Origin of the sequence: Thalassotalea sp. Y01, from assembly GCF_012932945.1 — a bacterium.
GTDB lineage: Bacteria > Pseudomonadota > Gammaproteobacteria > Enterobacterales > Alteromonadaceae > Thalassotalea_A.
Genome location: NZ_JABBXG010000006.1, coordinates 93,271 through 107,379, shown reverse-complemented (window position 1 = coordinate 107,379; position 14,109 = coordinate 93,271). Strand labels below are relative to the sequence as shown.

Genomic DNA, 14,109 nt, shown 5'->3' with positions numbered 1-14,109 from the left:
ATATCTCTTTTACTCAAAACATCAAAGCCAAGGCTTTTAACCATTAACATCAAATCTATTCGCAGGTTCAAATCCTTCACGACCGACCACTTTCTTTATTACAGAGAGTGATTGTTAGCATTAAAAGCCAAGGCTTTTAACCGTTAACATCAAATCTATTCGAAGGTTCAAATCCTTCACGACCGACCATTTTCTCAATATCTCTTTTACTCAAAACATCAAAGCCAAGGCTTTTAACCGTTAACATCAAATCTATTCGAAGGTTCAAATCCTTCATGACCGACCTCTTTCTCTATGTTTGGTTTTAGCGCAAATACAAACACTCCTTGTAATTACCCAGTCATATTGATTTAATCAAAACTTATCCAATACGCAAAAGTGCCGTTAAAAGGAAAGTAATATGGGATTTCTAGATAAAGCCAAACAATTCGGCGATAAAGTAAATGAGCAAATGACCGCATTTAGCAGTGATGAAGTTATCGCCAATACCATCATCAAGGCAGTGGAGAAACAAGAAAAGGTAAATAAGCTGCTAAAAGAAAAAGGCTCAAATTACCGTGTAGCAGATATTGATTTAGGTATGGGTGTTCCACCTAGCGTTATTTTTGGTGTTCGCCGAGTGGGTGAAAAAGACGATGAGTTGCAAGACCTGTAGCATATAAGATTCATTGTAACTCACTAATACCCGCCATTGATGTGACAATGGTTTCTCTGCATTCTATTGTCTCAACAAAACCTAAATGTTGCTATCATCAACAATCAAAAGCCTATGCCGCTAGCCGAGTTTCACTTGCGGTTCGATTGCCACCCACCTTGGCTGATTTTTATCAATTGCCTAACTCATTTTATTATTTATCTACTATATTAAAATCAATAGGTTATTAATGTGGATTGATAAAAGATGAAAATAAAAACACTTATCTCTGCGCTATCATTGTTGAGCTTGTTGTTTATCACAGCAGTAAAGGCTGAAGAAGAGGTTGCGCCATTAACGGATATATTCGTTGTCACCATCAAAGATTCAGATAGAGAAGCATTTGAGGCGGCTCTGAGAGCCCACATGCAATTTCGGGTGAATCAAGGTGAACCAAACAAGTGGCACGTGTATACGCAAGTCGTAGGGGAAGAGCTGGAAACTTACATTTTACGTTCATGTTGTACCAATTGGGATAAAATAGCCGAACACGCAGATTGGTCAAAAAATGCTAAAACCACACCTCACTGGCGCAAACACGTTGGTAAGTATGTGGTAGATTCTGCGCATTACTACAGTCGCTACGATACAGAGAACAGTTCTTGGGACGATGATAAGCAATTTAAGTACTTTGGTGTTGAGTCTCTTAAAATAGCGCCTGGTAAAGGCATACAAGCTCGTGAGGCGATTAAACAAGTCAGTGATGTAGCAAAACAGATGCAATGGCAAGATAGTTGGTCTTGGCATACTCGTATCGGCGGTGAGGCTCAGGTTCAATTAGTATTTGGTTATCAAGCCTATGAAGATATGATGCCACCAGAAAAATCATTCTATCAGCGGTTGGTAGAGCAGCTTGGCTCCGATGATGAGGCAAGAGCCATGATTGAAAGCTATGGCAGTGTTTTTTCATCGTCAAATTATGCCATATATGTATTGCGAAAAAGTCTATCTTCACCGGCCAGTCGCTCTAAATAATAGCCACAAAAAAGGCGCTTAAAGCGCCTTTTTTTGTAGCCGTAATTTATTCGCTTTCTGCCTCTGGCTTATGGCGATTTGTCACTCTTTCCCATAAGGGCAATAGCAATCCACCAATGGCGCCGTACAAATGCGCTTCAATGGCAACCCGAGCATTAATAAGCTTTTCAACATCAGCGCTGGAACCAGCCAATTGCTCATAGGCTATTTTCGCCCAGACGCCGATTAATAACAGATATCCTGAGCGCCAACCTTTGTGAATATCTTTTATTGCGCCCCAAACAAAAATACCGTGCAACACCCCAGACAAGCCAACGTAACGAACGGTGTCTGGAGATAAGAAATACATGCCTATACTGCAAACCAAGGCTGCCACGGTAATACTAATCGCATATGTGTGATGACGATAGTGCTCACCATGCAAAGCCCACAACATGGTTAAACCGGCTAGGTTGAGCAGTAAGTGGTTCGTATTTGTGTGCGCAAAATGGCCCGTGAGCAAGCGCCACCATTCACCTTGAGCGATAAGGTCCCGATGGTAAATTAGCTGGTCGATTATCGGCTTTGGAAGAAAATGGATAATAACGGCAATGACAAACACAATTGCAGGTAGTAACCATGCTTGACGATTTGTTGGTAATGATAGCTTCAACATAGAATTTGCTTTACTTATAATGCACGTATGCAAACAATTTTGATTTTTTTATGAGCCGACAGTATTGCACAAGGTGCGAGCGACCGCTAGTCACATGTATTTGTAAGTTTGTCCAAACTATCGATAATCATGTTCAAGTGTGGTTTTTACAGCACCCCAAAGAGCAACATCATAGCAAGGGCAGCGCCAAACTTGCGCATTTGTCTTTGCGCAATTCTCGCATATTGATAGGCGAAGACTTCAGTGATTGCGACGCACTTAATCAAGCAATCCAAGATGACCAAGTTAACGTGCGTTTACTGTACCCAAGTAACGACGCCGAACTTGCTCGGCCTATAAGTGACCAACAACAAGCTAAGTTGGTTATCGTTATTCTTGATGCAACATGGAAAAAAGCCTATAAAATGTTGCAGTTATCTAAAAATTTACAGGCATTGCCAACAATAACGCTGGATGCTGAGATAAAAAGCCAGTATGTTATCCGTAAACACCATAAGGTGAATGATGTCTCGTCCTTAGAAGCATGTGCACATGCGCTGATAGCGCTTGAGGACAACCCGACTAAGTATCAAGGGTTACTCAATGCCTTCACATCATTTAACCAATGGCAACTTGAGTTATCCGGCGGTCACCAGCAACAAAAATAAGGAATTATTGTGTTCAATCTGAAAAAGCTGCTTCTAACATCTGCGCTACTATTGCCATTAACAGCCTGTACTCTCGATGGTACCTCATCTGAGGTACGCGAAGACAGAGAGCCTGAAGCGGCAACCGGTATTGAACAAAAAGCGCTGCATACCGCGCAAAAGTTTATGGTGGCTGCGGCAAATCCATACGCGTCTCAAGCGGGATACAATGTGCTTGAGAAAGGCGGTAGCGCAATCGATGCGGCGATCGCTGTGCAGTTAGTGTTAACCTTGGTTGAGCCACAATCATCAGGTATCGGTGGCGGTGCCTTTATATTGCATTTTGATAATCAAGCACAAAAGTTAACGAGCTTTGATGGTCGTGAAACGGCGCCGGCTAAATCATCTCAAGATATGTTTTTACAAAAAAATGGCCAGCCTGTTCGTTGGATTGACGCAGTGGTTGGTGGTCGAAGTGTTGGTGTTCCTGGTGTATTAAAAGCACTGGAAGATGCCCATAACAAATACGGTACCTTGCCTTGGGCTGCTCTGTTTGAGGATGCCATTACGCTTGCCGAAGAGGGCTTTATCGTTTCGCCTCGTATGGCAAAGTTGGTGGCCATGGGATTTAATCCAGGCATTAAAAAGTTATCCAATGCCAGTAATTACTTTTACCCTAATGGCCAACCTCTGGCACAAGGAAGCCTGTTAAAAAATCCACAACTGGGTAAAGTCTATCGAGCCATTGCCGAGCAGGGCACTGAGGTATTTTACCGTGGCTGGATTGCTGAAAATATCGTCGCAGCGGTAAATAATGCCGCTATTGCACCGGGCACCTTGAGTATGGTTGATATGAAAAAATATCAAGCACAACAAAAGTCCGCGGTTTGCGCACCATATAAAGCCTACAAGCTATGCGGCATGGCACCGCCAAGCTCTGGTGGCGTTGCGGTTATTCAAATTCTCAAACAACTTGAGCAACATAATTTAGCGCAAGTTGACCCTATGTCGGAAAAGGCGGTTCATTTGTTCGCACAAAGCTCACGTTTAGCGTTTGCCGATCGCAATCATTATATTGCCGATCCGGACTTCATCGATGTACCTGTCGAACAGCTTATTACTGATAACTATACCGCTCGACGCGGTGAGTTAATCGAACAACAAGATTTAGGCAAAGTGAGCCATGGCCGATTTGATCCCATGGTACGCGCCGCGGATAACGCCATTGAAATGCCATCAACATCGCACATTTCCATTGTTGATGCCAAAGGCAATGCGATTTCGATGACCACCAGTATCGAAATGGCGTTCGGCTCGGCATTGATGGTAGATGGCTTCTTGCTAAATAATCAGCTCACTGATTTTTCATTAGCCCCAGAAGTTGATGGTAAACCGGTTGCTAATGCCTTAGCGCCTCTGAAGCGTCCTCGCAGCTCTATGGCACCTATGATGGTATTCAACGCCGATAACAGCTTACGCCTTGTGGTTGGTTCTCCTGGTGGCAGCCGCATCATTAATTATGTTGCACAAACTATGATTGCGGTGTTGGATTGGGACATGGATATTCAAAGCGCGATTGACTTGCCAAAAGTGACCAACCGAAATGATGTGACATCGCTTGAAAAAGGCACCGAGTTAGAAGCTCTGCAAGGCGGGTTAGAGCAACGCGGACACAAAGTCTCTATTCGTAACTTAAACAGTGGTATCCAAGGTATCGAAGTATTTGATAGTCAACTGGTTGGTGGGGCAGACCCGCGCCGCGAAGGTAAGGTTATGGGGCAGTAAACCAACACAATAAGCCGTTCTAAGCGTATACAAAGAGCTCGCGAATAATATCATAGAGCTTGTATAATTCAAAAAAGGCGACCCTATGGTCGCCTTTTTGTTTTTCGATTAAAGAGCATGTTCGTTATTGCACAAGCTCATCATCACTAAACGTGTCAGCGAATAGTGGGCTAGTTAAATAACGCTCTGCCGAGCTTGCCAAGATAACGACAATGTTTTTGCCTTCATTTTCAGGGCGCTCTGCAATACGCTTAGCAGCAACGGCCGCCGCACCAGAAGAAATACCCGCTAGAATACCTTCTTCTTTCATTAAGCGGTGAGCCATTGCCATAGCTTCATCATTACTAACACGCTCAACACCATCAACCACTGATAAATCAAGGTTGCCAGGAATAAAGCCTGCACCGATACCTTGGATTTTGTGTGGACCAGGCGTTAGCTCTTCACCTGCCATCTTTTGACCGATAACTGGCGAATCTGTTGGTTCTACGGCGATTGATTGGATCGCTTTACCCTTTTCATTTTTGATGTAACGACTAACGCCGGTGATAGTACCGCCTGTGCCAACACCTGCCACAAATACGTCAATGTTGCCGTCGGTGTCTTCCCAGATTTCAGGGCCAGTGGTTTTTTCATGAATCGCTGGGTTTGCTGGGTTATCAAATTGGCCAAGAATTAAATGTGTTTCAGGATCTCGGGCTTTAATTTCTTCTGCTTTTTCAATCGCGCCTTTCATGCCTTTAGCACCTTCAGTTAGCTCAAGTTTCGCACCAAGTGCGATCAAAAGCTTACGACGCTCAAGACTCATGGTATTTGGCATGGTCAGTATCAGTTTGTAGCCTTTAGCGGCTGCAACAAAGGCTAATGCAATACCGGTATTACCACTGGTTGGCTCAACAATGGTGATGTCTTTAGTCAATTTACCTGATTCTTCAGCGTCCCAAATCATGCTCGCACCTATGCGGCATTTAACACTAAAGCTTGGGTTTCTTGCTTCAATTTTGGCGTAAACATTACCTGAAGTAACTCGATTTAATTTGACCAACGGTGTGTTACCAATGGTTTGTGGATTGTCTTGATATAAGTGTGACATTGTTTATTCCTAGGAAATGCGTTTTAAAAGCGTTAATATTTCGTTAATTATAGATAAGATTACTGACCTTTTTCGATTTAGCCAAGAAACAGAAAGCTATAACTAATAACTTAATTTTTTATAACCTCTATTTCTATTTGGAATAACGAATTTACCAATGGATATACTATGACTTTTTTTAAAGGTACTGATAATTATATAGCCAGCAATGATTTACAGCTTGCTGTTAATGCTGCCGTTGCATTAGAAAAGCCTTTGTTGATCAAAGGTGAACCCGGTACGGGCAAAACCATGCTGGCAGAAGAGTTAGCTAAAGCGTTTGATACCGAGCTGTTGCAATGGCATATCAAATCCACAACTCGAGCACAGCAAGGCCTGTACGAATATGATGCAGTGTCGAGATTAAGAGACTCGCAATTGGGCAAAGACGGTGTTAAAGACATTAGCAATTACATTGTTAAAGGTAAGCTGTGGCAAGCATTTGTTGCCGGCAAACGCCCGGTGTTATTGATTGATGAAATAGACAAGGCTGATATTGAATTTCCCAATGATTTGCTACTCGAGCTCGATAAAATGGAGTTTTATGTGTATGAAACTCAGCAACGCGTGGTAGCCAAACAACGTCCGATTGTGATCATTACCTCAAATAATGAAAAAGAATTGCCTGATGCGTTCTTACGCCGTTGCTTCTTTCATTACATTAAGTTTCCTGACAAAGACGAAATGCAACGTATCGTCGATGTCCATTTTGAAAACCTAAAACAAAGCTTGTTGGATGAAGCGCTTGCGGTATTTTTCAATTTAAGGGATATACCAGGGCTGAAGAAAAAGCCATCCACGTCTGAGTTAATTGATTGGCTAAAATTACTTGTCGCCGAAGATATTCCTGAACAGGTATTGCACGAAACCAGTGTTAACAAATCGATACCGCCGTTACACGGTGCCTTATTAAAAAATGAGCAAGACATACATTTGTTTGAGAAACTGGCGTTTATGCATCGCGGAGAACGCTAATGCTGATTGATTTTTTCTTTAAGCTTCGTGAGTATCGGGTGCCCTGTACTCTGCGAGAGCTTTTAGATTTGCTCAATGCCATGAAGCAACGGGTCATCTTTTGTTCTATTGATGACTTTTATGCGCTATCGCGGGTGATTTTAGTAAAAGATGAAAGTCATTTTGATAAATTTGACCGCGCTTTCGCCGATTATTTTGAAGGGGTTGAAAGCATTGACTTGGATCTATCCTCAATCCCGAAAGATTGGTTGGAAAAACGTTTTGAGCGTCATTTAAGTGACGAAGAAAAAGCCCAAATCAAACAGATGGGTGGTCTTGAAGAGATGATGAAGACCTTGCAAGAGCGCTTAAAAGAGCAGCAGGAGCGTCATCAAGGAGGCAACAAATGGATAGGCACTGGCGGCACCTCACCATATGGCGCGCACGGTTATCATCCCGGTGGATTTCGCATTGGCCAAGATGGCAACCGTAACTATTCGGCCAGCAAAGTTTGGGATAAACGCGAATTTAAAAACCTTGATGCCAATGTTGAGCTCGGCACACGCAACATTAAAGTGGCGCTGCGCAAGCTGCGTCAATTTGCTCGCAGTGGCGCCGATACCATACTAGACCTTGACGATACCATACGTGCAACCGCCAAAAATGCCGGTTATCTGGATATCAAAATGCAACCAGAGCGGCACAATGCAATCAAGGTATTAATGTTTTTTGATGTAGGCGGCTCAATGGATCCCTACATTAAAGTTTGTGAAGAGTTGTTTTCTGCGGTGCATACCGAATTTAAACATTTGGAGTATTTTTATTTTCATAACTGCGTCTATGAAAAAGTATGGCAAGACAACAGTCGCCGCTATCAGGAAACCATTGATGTATGGGATATCCTGCATCGCTTCTCAAAAGACTATAAAATCATTTTCGTCGGTGATGCCACTATGGGTCCGTACGAGATTGCCTATCCAGGCGGCAGTGTCGAACATTGGAATGAAGAACCGGGTAATGTGTGGATGGAACGGATACTAAATCATTTTGATAATTGCATTTGGTTAAACCCGCAACCACAAAATTACTGGAGTTATTACCAATCTATTGATTTAATTAAGCAAATTATGTCGTCAAGAATGTACCCTATGACCATAGCAGGGCTTTCTGATGCGATAAAAGAGTTACTATAACAATAAAATAATTAGGTATGGCTATGAAAAAGCTTTTTGGTAAAACCAGAAAAAAATTAACATTTGATGAGACTCAGGAAATCATCACGCCATTTGCTTTCACCATGAATGAAGGCTTGTTTGGTACGCCTATTGCCAGTCCATACAAACGTGGTATTGCCATCCTAATCGATTTATTACTGATTGCCATGCTCAGCAATGCTGGCGGTGAATTTTTGGCGATTGCGATATCCATTATGGCGTTTCGCTTGGGCAGTCGAAAGCGAGCGCAAAAGCAAGGCAAAGTTAAAGGCAATAAACGTCGAGCGTTAATGCGCTTAATCGGGGCTTTTATTGTCTTGGTGGTATTGCTCGACAATTTTGCTCCTATGGTTAATAAATTTACCGCTGATAGCTCCAAATCCGAATGGCAGGAATACACACAGTGGCAAGAAGAAAATAACGGCGCTAATTGGCAAGACAAAGTTGCTAAGACCAAGAACAATAACGGTCAAGATATTGGCAAAGAAGTCGGTGTTGGCACGGCCTTGCAGGTTACCGGTTACATCATCAAAGTCGCATCCGAAGCATCGGAAAAACAATGTAAAGATCGCCAGTGTTGGTACGACATACTGCAAGATGTGCCTAAGCATGCGCTTAAATTGGATTTAAATAACCAGCAAGCATCAGAACTTATTGGCGACATTATTGATAGCTTAGATATCGATGGTGGTATACGCCCTGACTTGCAAACACAACTATCTAACGACTTTGATGCCTTATATGCAGAGCACCATGGGGCTGAGACGGCGTCAAATACACCGCAAACAATCGCAGCCGAAAATGAGCAGGGCAACGACATGCAAAGTAGTGATAACAGTCAAACTGCAAGAGAGCCTGCTGCTACTGAGGACGACCAAGCGAAACCAGAAGATGTCAGCAGCGCCATTGAAAACACTGAGTTAGGCCAATTGCGTCAAGCTAAGGCTGAGGCGGGTGATGATCAACCGCGTAAACCTATCTATTCGATGATGGAGTATATTAAAGCGATTATCGATGACCTTGGCTTAGGTTTTGGTTGGGCTGCCTTTTATTTCACTGTGTTTACCAGTTGGTGGCAAGGACAGACACCAGGTAAACGTTTAATGGGAATAAGGGTGTTACAACTCGATGGTACGCCATTGTCGATATGGGATAGCTTTGGTCGTTATGGTGGTTATGGTGCAGGCTTGGCAACTGGTTTATTGGGCTTTTTCCAAATTTATTGGGATCCTAATCGCCAGGCAATTCATGACAAAATATCGGCTACGGTGGTCATTGATGAGCGTAAAAAGGTTGATGAAGCCGTCATTGCTATGGCGAGAGAGAAGTTAGAAAAAAAAGGACAAGCTAGCGCCGAGTCTTGATTCATCAGTTATAACCTCAGTGTAAGATGATCACCATTCACACAGCTGAGGCGTCAAAATGAAGCATTTGCTTTTGTTGTTAATCAATATGTCGTTTGTGCTTACCTTATTTGCCTGTGTATCAAATAGTGCAGAAAACTCAGCTAAGGCAAACGGCAAGACACACAGCTGAGCAGATAGTGAGTCGCAGCGGTACGCAGAATTAAACTATCTCGAACGTCAGGCGTGCTTAAGCGAAACCTTGTATGCCGACCAATCCAACTAAAAATGGAGCCTAAAGGCTCCATTTTATATTCTACTTTTGTATCGACTTTGTATTAAGCCCACGTACTCAATAGCGCAATAACTGTTACATCCAAGCGTAACTCATTTTCATAAATACGTTGCGTTGGTTTTGCTTTAACGAACCGACTTCTCGGTTATCAATAGAGTTATCAGAATAACCTAAAAAGAATACGGTTTGTGGGTTGAGCTTATAGGAATAAATTAACTCGGTGGCAAGATTATCTTCATCACCATCGATGCCGAACAACTGCGGATTATTGTTTTGATTATACTCAGCACTGGTATAAACCATACTCAGTCGTAGCAGGTTGTTGATATCAAACGCATAAGTCATGCGCAAATCAGCAATGTTTTCACGGTAAACAAAATCGCCATCTGCTTCTAACTCGGCATACACCAAAGTAAGTTCGGTTTCTAAGTGAGCGGTAACGTTCCAGCTTATAAATGGCGCTAACTCGTAGATGTCACCTTCACGATCATTTAAATAATCAATACCTTCACCAACTCGACCAGACAAACCAACAAACACGTTAGGCAGTGGCTGTGCTTCGGCGATAAAGTCGGCATAACTTAATGAAAAACGAGTGGTGTTATCATCAATACTCGCATCGTTACTGTCATAACGCAGGCCAACACGATCCTCATGAGTCAGTACTAAATCAAAGAAAGACTGCCACGGGCCTTCAGCGCTCGCACTGATGCTTTGCGTCTTACTGATTAATTCATCGTCATCGTTATGAGAAATGCTGTATTGCGCACCAAAAGTAAGCGTTGACCACCAATGTTGATCGCTATAATAAAAACGGTTTAGCGTACTGGAAAACTTGTTGTAATCGCTGTGCACCTGAAAGCCTAGATCTGAGCGAAACTCTTTACCAATGTCTTCGTATTTGTTGTGAAAACGCCAATCTTCTGTACTGTGTTCGTACTCTATCTGATAAGCGATATCATCAAATTCGTCATCGTCAATTCCCACCAAAGAGGCAAGGTAACAATTACCACCTGGGCAATAGCTATCAAGCAGTTGTTGCGGGTAAGTTGTTTGAGAATGCAGCAATTGGGCGATGATGGTATCACTCTGGGTAATTTTGTACTTAGTGTCGATACCAGCGACTAGGTTTTCATAATTATCTGAATCTCGAATGGTGGTGATGGCACCAAACGATAAATCATCATTGACGTCGTAACGATAACGAAATGCGCCTGAAAAACTCTCTTCATCGATATTGGCAACGGTCGAAAATAAATTACCCGGCATAATTAAACTGGTGCTGTCATCATTGGTTACAAAACCTGCAAATGAATGATTGCCAGAGCGACCGGTTAATTTTGCTCCCCAATCAGGGTTGATAATGTTTCGGGTATAGACCAGATTAAACGGTGTTGAAAAATATTCTGAGTTATCAAGAAAGAAAGGGCGCTTTTCAGGAAAGAATAACGCCGAGGTTTTGTTAACCGATAGTTGACCATTATCTGCTTCGACCGTTGAAAAGTCGGGATTAATCGTTGCATTCAGGAGAATATCTGGAGTGATGCCCCAACGCACGTTAACACCGACATCTGTATCGTCGCTGTCTTGCCACTCTTGTCCTGCATCATCAGGGGCATATAAATCGCGCTCTTCTTCATAGCTATATACCAGTGACGGTGTAACTAACAGGTTTTTACCGAGCTTGGCGTCTTGAAAACCGCGCAGATCATCCATTTGGCAGACCCAGCAATAATCATTTTTATTGATAGGCATATTGGATATGCGTAATATGGTGTCTCTAGGGTAAATACGGATCAGTTCAAAACCCCAAGTTTTAATATCGATATTTTCATCGAAATTAAGCTCACGATAAGGGATGGCCATTTCCACTTGATAACCTTTGTCGGTGATCTTGCCATACGCAGGCCAAATACCATCCCAAAGGTTGTTTTCATCGCCGGTCATCTCATTGGTGATACCATCATTTTGCACACCAAGAGGATTGACAAAGAACTTATACGCCAGCCTGTCATCATTAAATGTATCTAGCTTGATACCGACAATATCATCGGAGAAAGCATCGTCACGGTCACGATAGAAGCCTTGAATTTTCTCAGGATGAGGATCTTCAGCAATAAAACCGATATACAGGTTTTCGCCGTCTTCAAATAGGTATGCCGTCGTTTTTACTGGGCTTTTGGTATTGTCATAAGGGTAATTAACGATATCCATATCGATTTTTTTAGCTTGCTGCCAAACCGACTCATCCAATTCACCATCAAAGGTGATTTCGGCTGTTACGTTAGGGATATCATAGGTTATAGGGTCTTGCTTGGCTTTGACATTAGCACTTAACGAAAAGAACAACGCCGTAACGATTGATGGCGTTTTTAACCAGCCTTGATGGCCAACCTTGGCCTGTGGGTGTTGCGTTTTGCGAACCGGCAAAATCATGACTACGACCTATGTTTGCTCTTGTTATTATGAAAATGTCTGGAAAACCAATAAGCAATAATAAAGATTGGCTTATTGTTACAAAAATATTAACATTTATTTACAAATGATTTATAACGCAAACAGGCTTGGTATGTCAACGTTTAAAGCATAGGGTTAACTTAGGTTTTTGGTGTAACGTTATGATTTTAGTTGATATTTTTATGCGTTGAAGGGGGTGGTAGTGATATTAAGTGTAATGGATATTTTAGCGATAATTATATTTCTCAGCTGTTGGATCGGCTATACCCAGTTTTCGCGCATAAAAGCTAAGGATACCGCTTGTTTGTCACGGGTTTTACATCAGCACCGTATTCATTGGATGCGTCAGATATTTGATAACGACGTCAGGGTCTCGCATGCGGGGTTGCTCGCTAACCTTGAACGTCATGTGGCGTTTTTTGCATCAACCACATTGCTTGTTTTAGCCGGTGTGCTGACCTTATTCACGCAAATTGACAAGGTTAATGCGGTATTGCAAACCATCCCCATTACGCCAACGCAATTAGCGGTAACCATGCAAATTAAACTGAGCTTATTAGCGTTAATATTTGTGTTGGCCTTTTTCCAATTTACTTGGTCAATGCGCCAATATGGTTTTCTTAACATCATGATAGGTGCAGCCCCGGTTGCCTATCAAACCGAAGAAGCCCATTTACTCGATTACGCCAGACAAATGGGTATCCTTCAGGATCAGGCGGGACACTCGTATAACTATGGATTACGCTCTTATTACTTCTCATTAGCGGCACTGTCATGGTTCTTTCATCCGCTGATATTTATCGCTGCTAGTATAATGGTGGTATGTGTCTTGTATTATCGTGAGTTTCATTCAAAAACATTACGTGCGATTCAACGCGGTATCATTGATTTGGAAAAACACTGCCAATGAAAACGTTAACAGGCGGCTGTCACTGTCAAACAGTGCGATTTGAGATTGAGGTAGAAGAGCAACCGTATCTCACCGATTGCAATTGTTCTATGTGCACTAAAACCGGCTTTATTCATCTGATCATACCCAAGCAACAGTTTAACTTACTATCTGGCGAGCACGACTTGCAGTTGTATCGGTTTAACAGTAAGGTCGCTAAACATTATTTTTGTAAACATTGCGGTGTTGAATCCTTCTATATACCTCGGTCTAATCCCGATGGTTATAGTGTCAATGCGAGATGTTTAGATACTGATGATTGGCAGAATTGGCCCATAGATAAATTTGATGGTCAAAATTGGCAACAAAACGCTGCCAAGCTATCGCATTTAAGTAAGTAGTATTGGATTTTTGTTGCTGTAATGACTCACCCGTTTTCACAATTTTCGGTTAAAGACTTCGACAAGCATAACTGTTTAAAGATATCGATTTGGTATTACCTGGCCTTGGCATTTTTAGTTAAAGGTTATGTTGTCGCGCTGCTTAGCTTAAGCAATATGCGCGATAAACTCGGCTTTATTCGTTATGTCTATCCAGATCCTCAAGTTTTTTATACCAGTTTATTAGTGGGCTTACCGGGACTTTTATTGTTCGCGCTTTTAATGGCTCGACGTCCTAATGCAGCAAATTGGGTACAACGCATATGGCCCAGATTTTATTGGCTCGTAGCGATTGCTATGTTGATAGATATGGCACTTACTTGGGGAATGTATGCCTTGCTAGGTTGGGGCGATAGTAGGCAAGCGTTGATACAAACCGCATTAGCTATATTATTGTTAGTGATACTAAAGCGAGATCGTCGCGCGAATATTAATTTACAAGAGTTCCCCGAACTTATCGAACAAGAAAAATAGTGTCGTGCTTCAAGGGGTCAGATCACTTGAAAATAATTCTTTCCGCTTTGTGCCAGAAGAGTCAGTCACATAATTAGAAAAATTGCACCAGAGAACAGTACACGTTATCAGAAAAATTTCGCCGTCATCCCACCATGTTTTTGTGCTTCAAGGGGTCAGATCACTTGAAAATAATT

14 protein-coding genes are annotated in these 14,109 nt (G+C 42.3%); 10 read left to right on the top strand and 4 right to left on the bottom strand.

From position 1 onward, the window contains the following. Positions 1–136: 136 nt before the first annotated feature. Positions 137–277 (bottom strand): hypothetical protein, encoded by a 141-nt coding sequence (locus HII16_RS10445; protein ID WP_169129953.1) that lies wholly within the window; start codon positions 275–277, stop codon positions 137–139. A gap of 123 nt (positions 278–400) precedes the next feature. Here HII16_RS10445 and HII16_RS10440 point away from each other — a divergent pair, with 123 nt between their 5' ends. Next, positions 401–655 carry a hypothetical protein gene (locus tag HII16_RS10440; protein WP_135439861.1) on the top strand — a complete coding sequence of 85 codons (255 nt, stop codon included), beginning with the start codon at positions 401–403 and terminating at the stop codon, positions 653–655. 246 nt (positions 656–901) lie between these two features. Further along, positions 902–1,669, top strand: a complete 768-nt coding sequence (locus tag HII16_RS10435) for a hypothetical protein (protein ID WP_169129951.1) — start codon at positions 902–904, stop codon at positions 1,667–1,669. Positions 1,670–1,715: 46 nt separating this feature from the next. On the opposite strand, the gene rrtA is transcribed toward HII16_RS10435, so the two are convergent. Beyond that, positions 1,716–2,324 carry a rhombosortase gene (rrtA, locus tag HII16_RS10430; protein ID WP_169129949.1) on the bottom strand — a complete coding sequence of 203 codons (609 nt, stop codon included), beginning with the start codon at positions 2,322–2,324 and terminating at the stop codon, positions 1,716–1,718. Between the two features lie 50 nt (positions 2,325–2,374). Between rrtA and HII16_RS10425 the strand changes: the two genes are divergently transcribed. Both HII16_RS10425 and ggt read left to right on the top strand, forming a co-directional pair. Beyond that, the gene (locus HII16_RS10425) at positions 2,375–2,971 is read left to right on the top strand and encodes a tRNA-uridine aminocarboxypropyltransferase (protein ID WP_169129947.1); all 597 of its coding nucleotides are present in this window, start codon (positions 2,375–2,377) and stop codon (positions 2,969–2,971) included. A 9-nt stretch (positions 2,972–2,980) separates the two neighbouring features. Then, positions 2,981–4,735 carry a gamma-glutamyltransferase gene (ggt, locus tag HII16_RS10420; protein ID WP_348981410.1) on the top strand — a complete coding sequence of 585 codons (1,755 nt, stop codon included), beginning with the start codon at positions 2,981–2,983 and terminating at the stop codon, positions 4,733–4,735. Positions 4,736–4,859: 124 nt separating this feature from the next. Here ggt and cysK read toward each other — a convergent pair whose 3' ends face one another. Continuing rightward, positions 4,860–5,828, bottom strand: a complete 969-nt coding sequence (cysK, locus tag HII16_RS10415) for a cysteine synthase A (protein WP_135439865.1) — start codon at positions 5,826–5,828, stop codon at positions 4,860–4,862. Positions 5,829–5,996: 168 nt separating this feature from the next. On the opposite strand from cysK, the gene HII16_RS10410 reads away from it, so the two are divergent. The 3 genes from HII16_RS10410 to HII16_RS10400 are packed head-to-tail and all read left to right on the top strand — an operon-like array spanning position 5,997 to position 9,399. Beyond that, on the top strand, positions 5,997–6,842 hold the full coding sequence (locus tag HII16_RS10410; RefSeq protein WP_169129945.1) for a MoxR family ATPase: 846 nt from the start codon (positions 5,997–5,999) through the stop codon (positions 6,840–6,842). Then, a complete protein-coding gene (locus HII16_RS10405) occupies positions 6,842–8,014 on the top strand; it encodes a VWA domain-containing protein (protein WP_135439867.1) in 1,173 nt (390 codons plus the stop codon). Before HII16_RS10410 ends, HII16_RS10405 begins: the two co-directional genes overlap by 1 nt. Before the next feature lie 23 nt (positions 8,015–8,037). After that, a complete protein-coding gene (locus HII16_RS10400) occupies positions 8,038–9,399 on the top strand; it encodes an RDD family protein (protein ID WP_248289591.1) in 1,362 nt (453 codons plus the stop codon). A 349-nt stretch (positions 9,400–9,748) separates the two neighbouring features. On the opposite strand, the gene HII16_RS10395 is transcribed toward HII16_RS10400, so the two are convergent. Further along, complete coding sequence (locus HII16_RS10395; protein WP_169129943.1) at positions 9,749–12,109, bottom strand: carbohydrate binding family 9 domain-containing protein; 2,361 nt, start codon at positions 12,107–12,109, stop codon at positions 9,749–9,751. Between the two features lie 223 nt (positions 12,110–12,332). Here HII16_RS10395 and HII16_RS10390 point away from each other — a divergent pair, with 223 nt between their 5' ends. The 3 genes from HII16_RS10390 to HII16_RS10380 are packed head-to-tail and all read left to right on the top strand — an operon-like array spanning position 12,333 to position 13,933. After that, positions 12,333–13,040: a DUF599 domain-containing protein gene (locus HII16_RS10390; RefSeq protein WP_169129941.1), complete on the top strand. Its 708-nt coding sequence runs from the start codon at positions 12,333–12,335 to the stop codon at positions 13,038–13,040. Then, positions 13,037–13,420: a GFA family protein gene (locus HII16_RS10385; protein ID WP_169129939.1), complete on the top strand. Its 384-nt coding sequence runs from the start codon at positions 13,037–13,039 to the stop codon at positions 13,418–13,420. The genes HII16_RS10390 and HII16_RS10385 overlap by 4 nt, the downstream gene beginning before the upstream one ends. A 21-nt stretch (positions 13,421–13,441) precedes the next feature. Beyond that, a complete protein-coding gene (locus HII16_RS10380) occupies positions 13,442–13,933 on the top strand; it encodes a DUF2919 family protein (RefSeq protein WP_169129937.1) in 492 nt (163 codons plus the stop codon). Positions 13,934–14,109 lie beyond the last annotated feature (176 nt).

What these genes read in the sequence shown, in the direction of transcription:
- HII16_RS10445 (WP_169129953.1), bottom strand. Translation starts at nt 277, where the DNA reads ATGAAGGATTTGAACCTTCGAATAGATTTGATGTTAACGGTTAAAAGC.
- HII16_RS10440 (WP_135439861.1), top strand. Translation starts at nt 401, where the DNA reads ATGGGATTTCTAGATAAAGCCAAACAATTCGGCGATAAAGTAAATGAG.
- HII16_RS10435 (WP_169129951.1), top strand. Translation starts at nt 902, where the DNA reads ATGAAAATAAAAACACTTATCTCTGCGCTATCATTGTTGAGCTTGTTG.
- rrtA (WP_169129949.1), bottom strand. Translation starts at nt 2,324, where the DNA reads ATGTTGAAGCTATCATTACCAACAAATCGTCAAGCATGGTTACTACCT.
- HII16_RS10425 (WP_169129947.1), top strand. Translation starts at nt 2,375, where the DNA reads ATGAGCCGACAGTATTGCACAAGGTGCGAGCGACCGCTAGTCACATGT.
- cysK (WP_135439865.1), bottom strand. Translation starts at nt 5,828, where the DNA reads ATGTCACACTTATATCAAGACAATCCACAAACCATTGGTAACACACCG.
- HII16_RS10410 (WP_169129945.1), top strand. Translation starts at nt 5,997, where the DNA reads ATGACTTTTTTTAAAGGTACTGATAATTATATAGCCAGCAATGATTTA.
- HII16_RS10405 (WP_135439867.1), top strand. Translation starts at nt 6,842, where the DNA reads ATGCTGATTGATTTTTTCTTTAAGCTTCGTGAGTATCGGGTGCCCTGT.
- HII16_RS10400 (WP_248289591.1), top strand. Translation starts at nt 8,038, where the DNA reads ATGAAAAAGCTTTTTGGTAAAACCAGAAAAAAATTAACATTTGATGAG.
- HII16_RS10395 (WP_169129943.1), bottom strand. Translation starts at nt 12,109, where the DNA reads ATGATTTTGCCGGTTCGCAAAACGCAACACCCACAGGCCAAGGTTGGC.
- HII16_RS10385 (WP_169129939.1), top strand. Translation starts at nt 13,037, where the DNA reads ATGAAAACGTTAACAGGCGGCTGTCACTGTCAAACAGTGCGATTTGAG.
- HII16_RS10380 (WP_169129937.1), top strand. Translation starts at nt 13,442, where the DNA reads ATGACTCACCCGTTTTCACAATTTTCGGTTAAAGACTTCGACAAGCAT.